Raw genomic sequence first — 14,797 nt, forward strand, 5'->3', positions numbered from 1 at the left:
GCTGAGCACGCACGAGCACGAGAGGCCGTCCGGGGATCCCCCGGACGGCCTCCTCGTGCTGGACAAGCCCGCCGGGTGGACCTCGCACGACGTGGTGGCCCGCTGCCGTCGGCTGCTGGGCACCAAGAAGGTCGGCCACGCCGGGACCCTGGACCCGATGGCCACCGGGGTGCTGGTGCTCGGCGTGGGCCGCGCCACCCGGTTGCTCACCTACGTGGTGGGAGCCGACAAGACCTACGAGGCCACGATCCGTCTCGGCCAGGACACCCTGACCGATGACGCGGAGGGCGAGATCACCGCCGCGCGCGGTGCCTGCGACGTGGCGCCGCAGGCGGTGCACGACGGCGTGGCCCGGCTTCGCGGGGACATCCAGCAGGTGCCCTCCGCGGTGAGCGCCATCAAGATCCAGGGCAAGCGCAGCTACGCCCGGGTGCGGGCCGGCGAGGAGGTCGCGCTCGCCGCCAGGCCCGTGCACATCGCCCAGTTCGCGATCCACACGATCACTCCCGGCGCGGCCGCCGACGGCACCGCGGTGCTCGACGTGACCGCCACCGTCACCTGCTCCTCCGGCACCTACATCCGCGCGCTGGCGCGCGACCTCGGTGCCCACCTGGGCTGCGGCGGCCATCTCACGGCGCTGCGCCGCACCCGCGTGGGCGGGTTCCCGATCGCCGGCGCCCTGCCGCAGGAGGCCATCACCGAGGCGGACCAGGCGCCCTCGCCGCGGGTGCGCGACGCCGTCGTGCCCAGCGCCGTGGCCGCCGAGCACATCCTGCCGGTGCGGCGCGTGGGGCCCGAGGAGGCCGCCGACCTCGGTCACGGTCGTTGGCTGGCGCCCACCGGGAGCCCCGAGCCCGTGGCCGCTCTCGGGCCCGGGGGTGAGCTGCTCGCGATCCTGCGCGACGAGGAGCGCCGGGGCGGGCTGCGCGCGCGCCCCGTCATCGTCTTTGCCTGAGCGGGCTGCTCTCCTCACCCCCGCGACGTCGTTCAGCGCCCGCCCAGGCGATCTCCAGGATCCGGCGCGAGAATGACACGGTGAGCGATCATCCACCCCTCCTGCCGATCCGCTTCCCGGGCGCCCGCATCGGCGACCTGTGGGCCGTGGCGACGGGGGAGGGACCGCCCCTGGTCCTCCTGCACGGCAACTCCGAGGACCACCACGTCTTCGACGCCCTGGTGCCGATGCTGGCGTCCCGCTACACCCTCATCGGCCTGGACTCCCGCGGTCACGGACTCTCCCCGCGCGGTGGCGTGGACCTGCGCATCGCGGACATGGCCGACGATGTGGCCGCCACCCTGCAGGGCCTCGGGCTGGCGGGGGTGCCGGTGCTCGGATTCTCCGACGGTGGCAACATCGCGCTCGAACTGGCGCTGCGCCACCCGGACCTCGTCGGCGCCCTGGTGCTGGTCGGCGCGAACCTGTTCCCCGGCGGACTGAAGCCGGTCTCGAAGGTGACCACCGACGTCGCGCACGCCGTGGCGCACACCACGGCGCGCGTGCTGCCCGGGCTGCGCACCCTCTCGCAGCGGCTCGGTCTCATGGTGACCGACCCGAACATCGACCCGGCGGCGCTCGGGCGGATCGCGGTGCCCGCGCTCGTGGTGGTGGGGGAGCGGGACGTGATCCGGCCCGAGCACAGCCGCCTCATCGCCGACTCCCTGGCCCGCGGGGACCTGGTGGAGATCCCCGGTGTGGGCCACATGATCCCGCGCGAGGCGCCGGGCGAGTTGGCCGCCCTCGTGCGCGGACTCCTCGGCTGACCGCCGAGGCCGTACCGCCTGCGCCCAGCCCGTGCTCTGCGGGCACGGTCTCGGCGCGCGGGGCACGGACCCGCGGCGTGGGCGCTTCTCGGGACGGGCCGGTGCACGGGCATCGCCGTGCACGCGTGAGAATGGGGGCGTGAAGGTCTGGCACGGAATCGGCAGGGTCCCCACCGACATCGGCGCAACCGCGGTGACGATCGGCAACTTCGACGGCGTCCACCGCGGCCACCAGGCGGTGCTGCGGGAGGTCGTGGCCCGGGCGCACGAACGCGGGCTGTGCGCCGTGGCGATGACGTTCGACCCCCACCCCGCTCAGGTGCACCGCCCGGCGCAGGCGCCCGAGCAGATCACCGGCCTCGCCGATCGGCTGGACCTGATGGCCGCCACCGGCCTGGACGGCGTGCTCGTGGTGGCCTACACCACCGACTTCGCCGCCCAGGGCCCGGAGCAGTTCGTCCGTCGCTACCTGGTGGAGGCGCTGCACCCCCGGGTGGTCGTGGTGGGCTCCGACGTGCGGTTCGGGGCGGACAACGCCGGCGACGGCGCGACGATGGCCGAGCTGGGGGAGCGGTACGGGTTCGAGGTGGTGCTGGTCGAGGACGTGCTCGCCGGGGCGGAGCACCATCCGGCTGCCCTGACCCACGGGGTGCTCGAGGAACGCCGCTGGTCCTCCACCTGGGCACGCGACCTGCTCGCCGCCGGGCGTCTGGAGGAACTCACCCACGTGCTGGGCCGCTGGCATGCCATGCGGGGCGCCGTGGTGCACGGCGAGGCGCGCGGCCGGGAACTCGGCTTCCCCACGGCCAACCTCGACCCGGCCTCCTCCGGTGCGGTGCCCGCCGACGGCGTCTATGCCGGCTGGCTGCGCCGGGACGGCGGCGCGGGGGAGCGGCTGCCGGCCGCCATCTCGGTGGGCACCAACCCCACCTTCGACGGCGAGGTGCGTCAGGTCGAGGCGCACGTGATCGGCCGCACCGACCTGGACCTGTACGGTGAGGAGGTCGTGGTGGAGTTCGTCACGCGGCTGCGGCCGACGCTGCGCTACACCGGGGTGGAGGCGCTCGTGGAGCAGATGCACCGGGACTGTGCCGATGCGCTCGCCGCGCTCGAGGTCGCCACGGTGTCCTGACCCCGCGCAGTGCGATAGGATGGCTGCGCCGTCAGAACGGCCGCGGATCGACTGCCCCGGTGGACAAGCCCGGGTGCGCCGCGCAACGACCCTAAGGAGAACCGTGGCTCTCGACGCCGCCGTGAAGCAGTCCATCATCAACGAGTACGCGACGCACGAGGGTGACACCGGTTCGCCCGAGGTCCAGATCGCGCTCCTCACGCGCCGCATCAGCGACCTCACCGAGCACATGAAGGCGCACAAGCACGACCACCACAGCCGCCGTGGGCTGATGCTGCTGGTCGGTCAGCGCCGCCGTCTGCTCACCTACCTGACCAAGGTCGACATCGACCGCTACCGCTCGATCATCGAGCGGGTCGGCATCCGTCGCTGACGACCATCGTGTGCCCGGATCCGCTCAGGGTCCGGGCACACATGCATGCGGGCACCGTCCGCATGTGCGTCCGCGGCCCGGCCGCGGGCACTGAGGAATAGTCACCGAACACCGCACGCCGTCTCCGCCGTCGGTCCTCGGTAGTGGCCTCCGGGCCGGTCCTCCCGCGGGAGGGCAGCCGGGCGTGGGCCTCGATCGAAGACCTCCGTCGCTCGGCGTGCACCGACACGAAGGAGGGCACCCATGGAGGGTCCCGAGATCACGTTCGCCGAGGCCGTCATCGACAACGGCCGCTTCGGCACCCGCACCGTCCGCTTCGAGACCGGCCGCCTGGCCAAGCAGGCCGCCGGTGCCGTGCTGGCCACGCTGGACGAGGAGACCGTGGTGCTGTCCACCACGACCGCCGGCAAGCACCCGCGCGAGGGCTTCGACTTCTTCCCGCTCACCGTGGACGTCGAGGAGCGCCAGTACGCCGCCGGGAAGATCCCCGGCTCCTTCTTCCGCCGCGAGGGTCGCCCCTCCACCGAGGCGATCCTGGCCTGCCGCCTGATCGACCGTCCGCTGCGCCCGCTGTTCGTCAAGGGCCTGCGCAACGAGGTCCAGGTCGTCGAGACCGTCCTGGCGATCCACCCGGACGACGCCTACGACGTGCTGGCGATCAACGCCGCCTCCGCCTCCACCCAGATCTCCGGTCTGCCGTTCTCCGGCCCGGTCGGCGGGGTGCGCATCTCCTACATCGAGGGTGAGTGGGTCGCCTTCCCGCGTTACAGCGAGTCCGCGAAGGCCGTCTTCGAGATGGTCGTGGCCGGCCGCCGCGTCAAGGACGAGCAGGGCAACGACGACGTCGCGATCGCCATGATCGAGGCCGAGGCCACCGTCAACGCCTGGAGCCTCATCAAGGAGCAGGGTGCCACCGCGCCCACCGAGGAGATCGTGGCACAGGGCCTGGAGGCCGCGAAGCCGTTCATCGCCGCCCTCGTGGACGCGCAGGCCGAACTCGCCTCGAAGGCCGCCAAGGAGGTGCGCAGCTTCCCGCTCTTCCCCGACTACGAGGACGACGCCCTGGAGGCCATGCGCGCCCAGGTCGCCGAGGGCCTGGAGTCCGCCCTCTCGATCGCCGACAAGCAGGAGCGCGAGACGCGCCTGGACGAGGTCCGCGACGCCGCCATCGGCGCCCTGCAGGCCGGCTTCGACGGTCGCGAGAAGGAGCTGCACGCCGCCTACCGCGCTCTGACCAAGGCCGCCATCCGCCGTCGCATCCTCACCGACGGCTTCCGCATCGACGGCCGCGGGCTGCGCGACATCCGCCCGCTGTCCGCCGAGGTCGAGGTGCTGCCCCGCGTGCACGGCTCCGCCCTGTTCGAGCGTGGCGAGACCCAGATCATGGGCGTCACCACGCTGAACATGCTCAAGATGGAGCAGCAGCTGGACACCCTGAGCCCGGTGACCCGCAAGCGCTACATGCACAACTACAACTTCCCGCCCTACTCCACCGGTGAGACCGGTCGCGTGGGCAGCCCCAAGCGCCGCGAGATCGGCCACGGCGCGCTCGCCGAGCGGGCCCTGGTGCCGGTGCTGCCGGGCCGCGAGGAGTTCCCCTACGCGATCCGTCAGGTCTCCGAGGCCCTCGGGTCCAACGGCTCCACCTCGATGGGTTCGGTGTGCGCCTCGACCCTGTCCATGCTGAACGCCGGTGTGCCGCTGCGCGCCCCGGTCGCCGGCATCGCGATGGGCCTGGTCTCGGACAACGTGGACGGGCAGATGCGCTACGCCGCGCTGACCGACATCCTCGGCGCCGAGGACGCCTTCGGCGACATGGACTTCAAGGTCGCCGGTACCCGCGAGTTCGTCACCGCCATCCAGTTGGACACCAAGCTCGACGGCATCCCCGCCTCGGTGCTGGCCGGTGCGCTCTCGCAGGCCAAGGAGGCGCGTCTGACCATCCTGGACGTCATGGCCGAGGCCATCGACACCCCGGACGAGATGGCCGCCACCGCCCCGCGCGTGATCACGGTGCAGGTCCCGGTCGACAAGATCGGCGAGGTCATCGGCCCGAAGGGCAAGATGATCAACCAGATCCAGGAGGACACGGGCGCCGACATCTCCATCGAGGACGACGGCACCGTGTTCATCGGCGCCACCGACGGCCCGTCGGCGGAGGCCGCGCGGCAGGCGATCAACGCGATCGCCAACCCGCACATGCCCGAGGTGGGTGAGCGTTTCATCGGCACGGTCGTCAAGACCACCAGTTTCGGGGCGTTCATCTCCCTCACGCCGGGCAAGGACGGTCTGCTGCACATCAGCCAGATCCGTCGACTCGTGGGCGGCAAGCGCGTGGAGAGCGTGGAGGACGTGCTCTCCGTGGGTCAGAAGGTGCAGGTCGAGCTCGCCGAGATCGACAACCGCGGCAAGCTCTCGCTGCACGCGGTCATCGACGAGGACGAGAAGGACTCCGCCGAGCCCGCAGGCGCGGAGGCCTGAGCCATGCCCCATGACCTCCCGCTCGACCCGGCCGGGAGCGAGTTGGAGGTCAACCTCCCCGGCGGGGCGCTGCTGCGACGCAGCGTGCTGCCGGGCGGGGTCCGGGTGCTGAGCGAGACCCAGCCGGGAACCCGGTCGGTGTCCCTCAGCGCCACCCTCGCCGTCGGCTCGCGCGATGAGCACGACGGCCACCACGGCTCCACCCACTTCCTGGAGCACCTGCTCTTCAAGGGCACCCCCCGCCGCAGCGCCCGGGAGATCGCCGAGGCCTTCGACGAGGTCGGTGGCGAGGCCAACGCCGCCACCGGCAAGGAGTCCACCTCCTACTACGCGCGGGTCCTGGACGCCGACGCCGCGATGGCCGGCGACGTGCTGCTGGACATGGTCACCTCCGCCTCGCTGCGCGAGGAGGACACCGAGATGGAGCGCGGCGTCATCCTCGAGGAGCTCGCCGCCGCCGAGGACGACCCGGCCGATGTGGTCCACGAGGCCTTCCACGCCGCCGTGTTCGACCCCCACCCGCTGGGCCGCCCCATCGGGGGCACCCCCGAGACCATCCGCCAGGTGCCGCACGAGGCCGTGGTGGAGCACTACCGGCGCACCTACCGCAGCGACGAGCTCGTGGTGGCCGCCGCCGGGAACGTGGACCACGACGCCCTGGTGGCCCAGGTGCGCGCCGGCATCGAGTCCTCACCCTGGGCGGCGATGCCCGGGGCGCGACCCGAGCGGCCCGCGCCCCGCCGCACCGGGGCGCGGATCCCCACCGCGCCGGCCGTCGCGCGCACCGTGCGCCGCGAGAGCGAACAAGCGCACCTCATCCTCGGCGGGCGCGCGCTCTCGGCGGGTGACGAGCGCCGGTTCGTGCTCGCGGTCCTCAGCGCCGCGCTCGGGGGCGGCATGTCCTCCCGGCTCTTCCAGGAGGTGCGTGAGCAGCGCGGCCTGGCCTACACCGTCTACACCTTCACCTCCGGGTACACCGAGTCCGGCCTGGTGGGAACCTACGTCGGTTGCAGCCCAGCCCGGGTCGCCGAGGTGACCCAGGTCGTGATGCAGGAGTGGCGGGACGTGGCCGAGCGAGGGATCTCGCCCGAGGAGCTGCGCCGCGCCGTCGGACAGCTGCGGGGCTCGATCGTGCTGGGCCTGGAGGACCCGGGGTCGCGGATGTCGCGGTTGGTGCGCTCGGAGACCAGCGTGGGTCACTATCTCAGCCTCGAGGAGACCTTCGAGCAGTTGCGGGCGGTCAGCGTGCAGCGCGTGCGCGACCTCGCCGCGGACCTGCTCGCGGAGCCCACCTCGTTGGTGGTGGTCGGGCCGTACGGTCACGATGTGGCCGGCGAGGTGCTGGCCGACCTGCACCCGTAGGCTGGGCCCGTGAGTATCGCAGTGGCCGTGCTGGGCGCGGCAGGACGCATGGGTCAGACCACCGTGGCCGCCATCGAGGCGGCCGAGGACCTGGAACTGGTCGCCTCGCTCGACATGGGCGACGACGTCGCGGCCCTGGCCGGGGTGGCGGACGTCGCCGTGGACTTCACGGTCCCCAGCGCCACCGAGGCCAACGTACATGCGCTCATCGACGCGGGGGTGCACGCCGTGGTGGGCACCACCGGTTGGGACGAGGACGCCCTGGGCCGGGTGCGCGAGCACCTGTCCCGCCGCGCCGACGTGGGCGCGCTGATCGCCCCGAACTTCGCCCTCTCCGCCGTGCTCGCGATGAAGTTCGCTGAGATGGCGGCCCCGCTGTTCGCCTCGGCCGAGGTCGTCGAGCTGCACCATCCCCGCAAGGTGGATGCGCCGTCGGGCACCGCCGCGCACACCGCGCGCGGGATCGCCGCGGCGCGCGCGCGAGCGGGCCTGGGTCCGATGCCGGACGCCACCGAGATCGATCCCGGTGGCGCGCGCGGCGCGGACATGGACGGCGTCCACGTCCACGCCCTGCGGATGACCGGCCTGGTGGCCCACGAGCAGGTGTTCCTGTCCAATCCGGGCGAACTGCTCACGATCCGCACCGACTCCTTCGACCGCTCCTCCTTCATGCCCGGTGTGCTGCTCGCGGTGCGCACGGTCGCCGGCCGCCCGGGCCTCACGCTCGGGCTGGACGGCTACCTGGACCTGTGAGGATGCGCTCGCGCTGGATCGCGGGCGCCCTGGTCGCCCTGCTGCTGCTGTACGTGGCGCTCGTGGCGCGCAGCGCCTACGGGCTGCTGATCTCTGGTGAGGCACTCGGGGTCGGCATCGGCGTGGCGGCGCTGGCGATCCCCGTGCTGACGGTGTGGTTCCTCGTGCGCGAGATCGCCATGGCGCGCGCGGTGGACCGCCTCGCGGGGATCATGGAGCAGGAGGGCTCCCTCGACCCCGACGACCTCCCGCGCAGCCCCGGGGGCAGGATCGACCGTGCCGCGGCCACCGAGGCGTTCGCGTCCGTTCGCGCCGATGTGGAGGCGGATCCGCAGGCATGGCGCGGCTGGTTCCGCCTCGCGTGGGCCTACAACGACGCCGGGGACCGGCGCCGGGCCCGCTCCAGCCTGCGCACCGCGGTGCAGTTGGAGCGCCGCACCCGCTGAGCTACGCCTCGCCGAGCAGCGCCGTCAGGAGGACCTCGGTGGCCTCGCCGGTCGGCAGGGGCAGGGTGCGTCGCAGCCCGGCCTCCTCCAGCCCGGCGCCGCGCAGGAACGCCAGGCGCGGTTCGTCGCCCTGCAGCGTCCAGGCCGCCACGTGATGCGCGCCGGCCTCACGCGAGAGGTCCACGACGGCGGCCAGCAGCCGGGAGCCGTGCCCCTCGCGTCGAGTGGCCGGATCCACCTCCAGGGCGGTGATCTCCGCCGTCCAGCCGCCGTCGGTCTCGGCGACCACGGTGGGGTCGTCCGCCCGGCGGGCCGGTGTCACCGCGGCGAATCCGACCAGGTGCGGCCCGGCCATGGCGACCAGCACCCGCGTGCGCGCATCCGCCGCGGCGATCGCGCCCGCCCAGGCCTCGCTCGCCCGCTCGGGATCCACCGCAGCGGCCACCTCCTCGCCCAGCGACCCCGCCCAGGCCGTGCGCTGCACCTCGGCGATGCGCGCGGCGTCGGTCACCACCGCGGGGCGCACACTGACGTCGGCGGTCGGGCTGGTGGCGTGGGAGGAACTCATACCGGCAGTCTGTCAGGTCCACGGGGTGGCCGCTGGCGCTCGGGGGCGGGGATCGCGGTAGGTTCGGGGGCATGAGCGTGCGCAACTCCTCGGCGATCGAGGCCTTCGGCTCCGTCCTGGTGGCGATGGTGACCCCGATGGACCCCCGCGGCAGGGTCGATATCGACGCCACCGTGACCCTCGCCGAGAAATTGGTGGCCGACGGCGCCGACGGCCTGGTCCTGTCCGGCACCACGGGGGAGTCCCCCACCACCCACCAACCGGAGAAGGACGAGGTGGTGCGCGCCGTCGTGGAGGCGGTCGGTGACCGCGCCCGCATCGTGGCGGGCGCCGGCTCGAACGACACCAAGCACGCCGAGCGGATCGCGGCCGGGGCGCGTGCCTCCGGCGCGCACGGCATCCTCGTGGTCTCCCCGTACTACAACCGGCCCTCCCAGGAGGGCGTCTACCGTCACATCGACGCGGTCGTGAACGCGGCCGAACTCCCCGCGATGATCTACGACATCCCGGGTCGCACCGGCGTCGCGATCAGCGACGACACCCTGGATCGACTCGCGCAGAACCCGCACGTGCTGGCCGTCAAGGACGCCACCGGGGACGTGCCCGCCGGCTTCGCGCGGATGCGACGCACCGGGCTCGCCTTCTACTCGGGCGACGACAGCCTCAACCTCGCCTGGCTGACCCACGGAGCGGTGGGCGTGGTCAGCGTGGTGGGTCACGTCGTCGCTGGCGCGTACGCCGAGATGGTCCAGCGCATCCGCGAGGGCGACCTCGGCCGCGCGCAGGACCTCGCGGTCGAGCTCGACCCGATCGTGCAAGCCATCATGGGCACCGGCCAGGGGGCCGTGCTCGCCAAGGCAGCCCTGGAACTCCAGGGCGTCATCCCGCACCGCAGCGTGCGCTCACCGCTGGTGGAGGCAACCGAGGGCGAAATGGCCCTCCTCGCCGACCAGTTGCGCACCGCGGGGCTCCTCGCGTCCTAGCGACGCCCGGCTGGGGCCGTACGGCCCGGAAGAAGGAATCATGTCCCACCCACATCCCGATCTCCCGCTCCCGCCGCCGCTGCCCGCGGGCGGCCTGCGGATCATCCCGCTCGGCGGCCTCGGGGAGGTCGGTCGCAACATGGCCGTGCTGGAGTACGACGGCCGCCTCCTGATCATCGACTGCGGCGTGCTCTTCCCGGAGGACCACCAGCCCGGGGTGGACCTGATCCTCCCGGACTTCTCCGCGATCGAGGACCGGCTCGACGACATCGACGCACTCGTCCTCACCCACGGTCACGAGGACCACATCGGGGCCGTCCCCTATCTGCTGAAGCTCCGCGGGGACATCCCCGTGATCGGCTCCCGGCTCACGCTGGCCTTCCTCTCGGCGAAGCTGAGGGAGCACCGCATCACGCCGGTGCTCCGCCAGGTCGCGGAGGACGACACCCTCAAGGTCGGCAACTTCGACCTGGAGTTCGTGGCCGTCAACCACTCCATCCCGGACGCGCTCGCGGTGGCCGTGACCACCGGCGCCGGCACGGTGCTGCACACCGGTGACTTCAAGATGGACCAGCTCCCGCTGGACGGCCGGATCACCGACCTGCGGGCCTTCGCCCGGCTGGGGGAGAAGGGCGTCGACCTGTTCATGGTCGACTCCACCAACGCCGAGGTCCCCGGGTTCACCACCGCCGAGGCCGAGATCGGCCCCGTGCTGGAGAACGTGTTCGCCGCGGCGACCGGTCGCCTGGTCGTGGCCAGTTTCTCCTCCCATGTGCACCGCGTGCAGCAGGTCATCGACGCCGCCTGGGCGAATGACCGCAAGGTCGCGCTGGTGGGCCGCTCGATGGTGCGCAACATGACGATCGCCGCCGAGTTGGGCTACCTGACGGTGCCCGAGGGCGTGCTGGTGGACGTCAAGCGCATCGACAACTACCCGCCGCACGAGGTCGTGCTGATGTGCACCGGCTCCCAGGGTGAGCCGATGGCCGCCCTGTCCCGGATCGCGAACAAGGACCACCGGGTCGAGGTGGGCCCCGGCGACACCGTCGTGTTGGCCTCCTCGCTGATCCCCGGCAACGAGAACGCGGTCTACCGCGTGATCAACGGCCTGATGCGCCTGGGCGCCCAGGTGGTGCACCAGGGCAACGCCCGGGTGCACGTGTCCGGGCATGCCAGCGCCGGCGAGCTCCTGTACTGCTACAACATCCTGCGGCCGCGCAACGTGATGCCGGTGCACGGTGAGATCCGCCATCTCGTGGCCAACGGCGCGCTGGCGGTCAAGACCGGGGTCGAGGCCAACCGTGTGGTGCTCGCCGAGGACGGCGTGGTGGTGGACCTCGTGGACGGGCGCGCCAAGATCGTGGGCGCCGTGCCGTGCGGGTACGTGTACGTGGACGGGTCCTCGATCGGTGAGATCGACGAGTCGGACCTGAAGGACCGGCGCATCCTGTCCGAGGAGGGCTTCATCTCCGTGTTCGCGGTGGTGGACTCCTCCTCGGGCACCATCGTGGCCGGGCCCCAGATCCACGCCCGCGGGTTGGCCGAGAGCGACGAGGTGCTCAGCAACGTGGTGCCGCAGGCACGTGATGCCCTCGCGCAGGCGCTCGGCGAGGGCTCGGTCGACTCCCACCAGTTGCAGCAGGTGCTGCGTCGGGTCGTGGGCCGGTGGGCCGGGACACGGCTGAAGCGTCGCCCGATGATCATCCCTGTGGTGGTCGTCACCTGAGGCCACGCGTGTGTCACTCCCGGGGGTGCGTGGTTCGCTGTGATTGAGTGGCGTTGACCCGTGTGCCCGCGGCGCACAGCCGCGGGCGCCACGCACTCACCAGGAGGAACCATGGCCGACAAGCGACCGTCCCCCGGGCGGACCGCGTCGGCGGCTCGTGCATCACAGCGCTCGTCCGGCTCGACCTCACGCACGGCGACCACGACGCGGGCCGCGGCGACCACCAAGACGACCGCGAAGAAGACCGGGTCCTCCACCTCGACGCGCACGGGTGCGAACAAGGCCGGTGCGGGGAAGTCCTCGTCCGGCCGTTCCTCCTCGCGCACCACGACCCAGCCGACCCGCCCGCCGTGGCCCATCCGCGCCGTGCGCGGGGTGTGGATGGGCGTGGCGCACGGCATCGGCGGTCTGGCACGCTCCATCGGCTCCGGCGCCCGCGGGATCGACCCGGCGGTGCGACGCGACGGGCTTGCCCTGCTCCTGGTGGGCCTCGCGATCGCGGTCGCGGCAACCGAGTGGTTCGCTCTGAGCGGGTCGGGCGCGGACGTGATCCACATGATCGCGGCCGGTGCCGTGGGTTACCTCGCGGTGGTGGTGCCCGTCCTGCTGGTGGTCCTGGCCGTGCGGCTGATGCGCCACCCCGACCGCGGCGCCGACAACGGTCGCGTCTCGATCGGGTGGGGCTTCCTTGCCTTCGCCGCCAGCGGACTGCTCGCGGTCGCATTCGACCTGCCTGAGATCACCGACGGGTGGGCCGGCCTGCGCGGTGCGGGCGGGCTCCTGGGATGGGTCGCGGCCAACCCGCTCTCCAGCGCGCTCTCGGTGTGGGTGGCAGTGCCCGTGCTCGTACTGGTGGCGTTCTTCGGGATCCTGGTGATCACCGCGACCCCGGTACGCGCGATCCCGGACCGACTGCGGGAACTGACCGGTCGGGCGAGCGTGGACGAGGAGCGCGACGCGGAGGACTGGTCACAGGAGGAGGACGAGGACCACCGCAGCCAGGGCCTGGCCACGCCGCCACCGGGCCGGCGCTCCGGTGCCCGCTCCGGTGCCCGCTCCGGCAAGGACGATGCGGCGACGGACGTGTTCGACGTGGACGACGAGCCGCGGTCGGACCGGTCCCGGTCGAACCCCGAGGACCCCTACGACCTGGCGGCGCGGGAGGCCCTGGAGGGGGCACGGCGCGGCCGGAAGAAGCGGCGCGGCAAGCGTGAGGACCCGCCCTCGCAGGATGAGCCCTCCGAGGAGACGACTCGCCCGCGCGGGATGCCGACCCTGGACTCGGTGGAGGGGGCGTACGAGGGCTCCGCGTCCGTGGAGTACGACGCGGACCATGGCCCGCAGCGTCCCAGCACAGCGGGCGGGACCGCGATGCCGACCCCGGGTCGCTCCCACTCCGCGGCCGCGGACCCGGCGAACCCGCCGATCGTCGACCCCGTCGCACAGGCCGTGGCCTTCAGCGAGGACGTCGCCGTGCCCGGTGAGCACGACGCGGACACCGAACCGATCGCGCTCGCGGCACCCGCGCACGGCGCGATGCTCGGGGCAGGTCAGCAGGACGAGTTGGACCCGGCCTTGAGCTACGTGTTGCCGAACGCGGAGATGCTCGTGGAGGGCGCTCCGCACAAGACCCGCAGCGCTGCCAACGACCGCGTGGTCGAGGCGTTGACCGACGTGCTGGAGCAGTTCGGCGTCTCGGCCACGGTCACGGGCTTCACCCGGGGGCCCACGGTGACCCGCTACGAGGTGGAACTGGGCGCCGGCACCAAGGTGGAGCGGGTCACCGCGCTCAGCAAGAACATCTCCTATGCGGTCGCGAGCGCGGATGTCCGCATCCTCTCGCCGATCCCCGGCAAGTCCGCGATCGGGATCGAGATCCCGAACTCCGACCGCGAGGTGGTGGTGCTCGGGGACGTGCTGCGCTCCGCCGTCGCGCGCCGTGACGAGCACCCGATGATCATGGGCGTCGGGAAGGACGTGGAGGGTGGCTACGTGGTCGCCAACCTCGCCAAGATGCCCCACCTCCTGGTCGCCGGCGCCACCGGGGCCGGGAAGTCCAGCTTCGTGAACTCCATGATCGTCTCGATCATGATGCGCTCCACGCCGGAGCAGGTCCGGATGATCCTCGTGGACCCCAAGCGGGTCGAGCTGACGATGTACGAGGGCATCCCGCACCTGATCACCCCGATCATCACCAACCCGAAGAAGGCCGCCGAGGCCCTGGACTGGGTGGTGCGGGAGATGGACGCCCGGTACGACGACCTGGCGAACTACGGCTACAAGCATGTCGACGACTTCAACCGCGCCATCCGCTCCGGCAAGGTGCAGCCGCCCCCGGGCAGCGAGCGGGTGCTGGTGCCTTACCCCTACCTCCTGGTGGTGGTCGACGAGCTCGCCGACCTGATGATGGTGGCCCCGCGGGACGTGGAGGCCTCGATCCAACGCATCACGCAGCTCGCCCGTGCCGCCGGTATCCACCTGGTGCTCGCCACCCAGCGCCCGAGCGTCGACGTCGTGACCGGCCTGATCAAGGCCAACGTGCCCAGCCGACTGGCGTTCGCGACCTCCTCGCTCGCGGACTCCCGTGTGGTGCTGGACCAGCCGGGCGCCGAGAAGCTCATCGGGCAGGGCGACGCACTCTTCCTGCCGATGGGTGCCGCGAAGCCGATGCGCGTGCAGGGCGCCTGGGTCACCGAGTCCGAGGTGGAGCAGGTCGTGGCCCACGTCAAGGGCCAGCTCGAACCGACCTACCGCGAGGACGTGGCCGTGGAGGCCACGAAGAAGCAGATCGACGAGGACATCGGTGACGACCTCGACGTGCTGCTGCAGGCCGCCGAGCTCGTGGTGACCACGCAGTTCGGGTCCACCTCGATGCTGCAGCGCAAGCTGCGGGTCGGGTTCGCGAAGGCGGGCCGGCTGATGGACCTGCTGGAGTCCCGCGAGATCGTGGGCCCCTCGGAGGGCTCCAAGGCCCGTGATGTGCTCGTGCAGCCGGACGACCTGCCCGCCACGCTGGCGATGCTGCGCGGTGAGGACGCGCCGAGCCGGCCGGCGTCCTCGGGAGCGAACAATGGCGCCGCCGAGGGCCCGCGGGACCTGGTGGCCGAGGACCTCGCCTCCCGGCCGCAGGCCGAGCCGTGGGACGACGACGAGGACGACCAGGACGAGGACGCCTGGAGTTTGACGGGCCGATGAGGACCACCGGAGGCCAG

At 72.4% G+C, this 14,797-nt stretch carries 12 protein-coding genes; 11 read left to right on the top strand and 1 reads right to left on the bottom strand.

Going from position 1 to position 14,797, the window contains the following annotated elements; all coding sequences use genetic code 11:
* Window position 1 precedes the first annotated feature (1 nt).
* The 8 genes from truB (at window position 2) to ATL40_RS04400 (ending at window position 8,308) form a co-directional block, all read left to right on the top strand.
* Entirely contained in the window at window positions 2-955 is a 954-nt protein-coding gene (gene truB, locus ATL40_RS04365) for a tRNA pseudouridine(55) synthase TruB (protein WP_098470278.1), read from the top strand.
* An 80-nt stretch (window positions 956-1,035) separates the two neighbouring features.
* Window positions 1,036-1,761 (top strand): alpha/beta fold hydrolase, encoded by a 726-nt coding sequence (locus ATL40_RS04370; RefSeq protein ID WP_169925873.1) that lies wholly within the window; start codon window positions 1,036-1,038, stop codon window positions 1,759-1,761.
* A gap of 139 nt (window positions 1,762-1,900) precedes the next feature.
* Window positions 1,901-2,893 (top strand): bifunctional riboflavin kinase/FAD synthetase, encoded by a 993-nt coding sequence (locus ATL40_RS04375; protein ID WP_098468472.1) that lies wholly within the window; start codon window positions 1,901-1,903, stop codon window positions 2,891-2,893.
* Between the two features lie 103 nt (window positions 2,894-2,996).
* Window positions 2,997-3,266, top strand: coding sequence for a 30S ribosomal protein S15 (gene rpsO, locus ATL40_RS04380; protein ID WP_098468473.1), 270 nt, complete (start codon window positions 2,997-2,999; stop codon window positions 3,264-3,266).
* Window positions 3,267-3,509: 243 nt separating this feature from the next.
* Window positions 3,510-5,747, top strand: a complete 2,238-nt coding sequence (locus ATL40_RS04385) for a polyribonucleotide nucleotidyltransferase (RefSeq protein WP_098468474.1) — start codon at window positions 3,510-3,512, stop codon at window positions 5,745-5,747.
* A gap of 3 nt (window positions 5,748-5,750) precedes the next feature.
* A complete protein-coding gene (locus ATL40_RS04390) occupies window positions 5,751-7,109 on the top strand; it encodes a M16 family metallopeptidase (protein WP_098468475.1) in 1,359 nt (452 codons plus the stop codon).
* A 9-nt stretch (window positions 7,110-7,118) separates the two neighbouring features.
* On the top strand, window positions 7,119-7,862 hold the full coding sequence (dapB, locus tag ATL40_RS04395; protein ID WP_098468476.1) for a 4-hydroxy-tetrahydrodipicolinate reductase: 744 nt from the start codon (window positions 7,119-7,121) through the stop codon (window positions 7,860-7,862).
* Window positions 7,863-7,864: 2 nt separating this feature from the next.
* A complete protein-coding gene (locus ATL40_RS04400) occupies window positions 7,865-8,308 on the top strand; it encodes a tetratricopeptide repeat protein (RefSeq protein WP_098468477.1) in 444 nt (147 codons plus the stop codon).
* Between the two features lies 1 nt (window position 8,309).
* Here the strand turns inward: ATL40_RS04400 and ATL40_RS04405 are convergent, their stop codons facing one another.
* Window positions 8,310-8,876, bottom strand: coding sequence for a GNAT family N-acetyltransferase (locus ATL40_RS04405; RefSeq protein WP_098468478.1), 567 nt, complete (start codon window positions 8,874-8,876; stop codon window positions 8,310-8,312).
* A gap of 71 nt (window positions 8,877-8,947) precedes the next feature.
* Between ATL40_RS04405 and dapA the strand changes: the two genes are divergently transcribed.
* The 3 genes from dapA to ATL40_RS04420 all read left to right on the top strand — a co-directional run bounded on the left by dapA (window position 8,948) and on the right by ATL40_RS04420 (window position 14,780).
* On the top strand, window positions 8,948-9,859 hold the full coding sequence (gene dapA, locus ATL40_RS04410; protein WP_098468479.1) for a 4-hydroxy-tetrahydrodipicolinate synthase: 912 nt from the start codon (window positions 8,948-8,950) through the stop codon (window positions 9,857-9,859).
* 40 nt (window positions 9,860-9,899) lie between these two features.
* A complete protein-coding gene (locus ATL40_RS04415) occupies window positions 9,900-11,585 on the top strand; it encodes a ribonuclease J (protein ID WP_098468480.1) in 1,686 nt (561 codons plus the stop codon).
* A 111-nt stretch (window positions 11,586-11,696) separates the two neighbouring features.
* The gene (locus tag ATL40_RS04420; RefSeq protein ID WP_098468481.1) at window positions 11,697-14,780 is read left to right on the top strand and encodes a DNA translocase FtsK; all 3,084 of its coding nucleotides are present in this window, start codon (window positions 11,697-11,699) and stop codon (window positions 14,778-14,780) included.
* Window positions 14,781-14,797: the final 17 nt, after the last annotated feature.

This window comes from Serinibacter salmoneus, from assembly GCF_002563925.1.
In the GTDB taxonomy this organism is placed as follows: domain Bacteria; phylum Actinomycetota; class Actinomycetes; order Actinomycetales; family Beutenbergiaceae; genus Serinibacter; species Serinibacter salmoneus.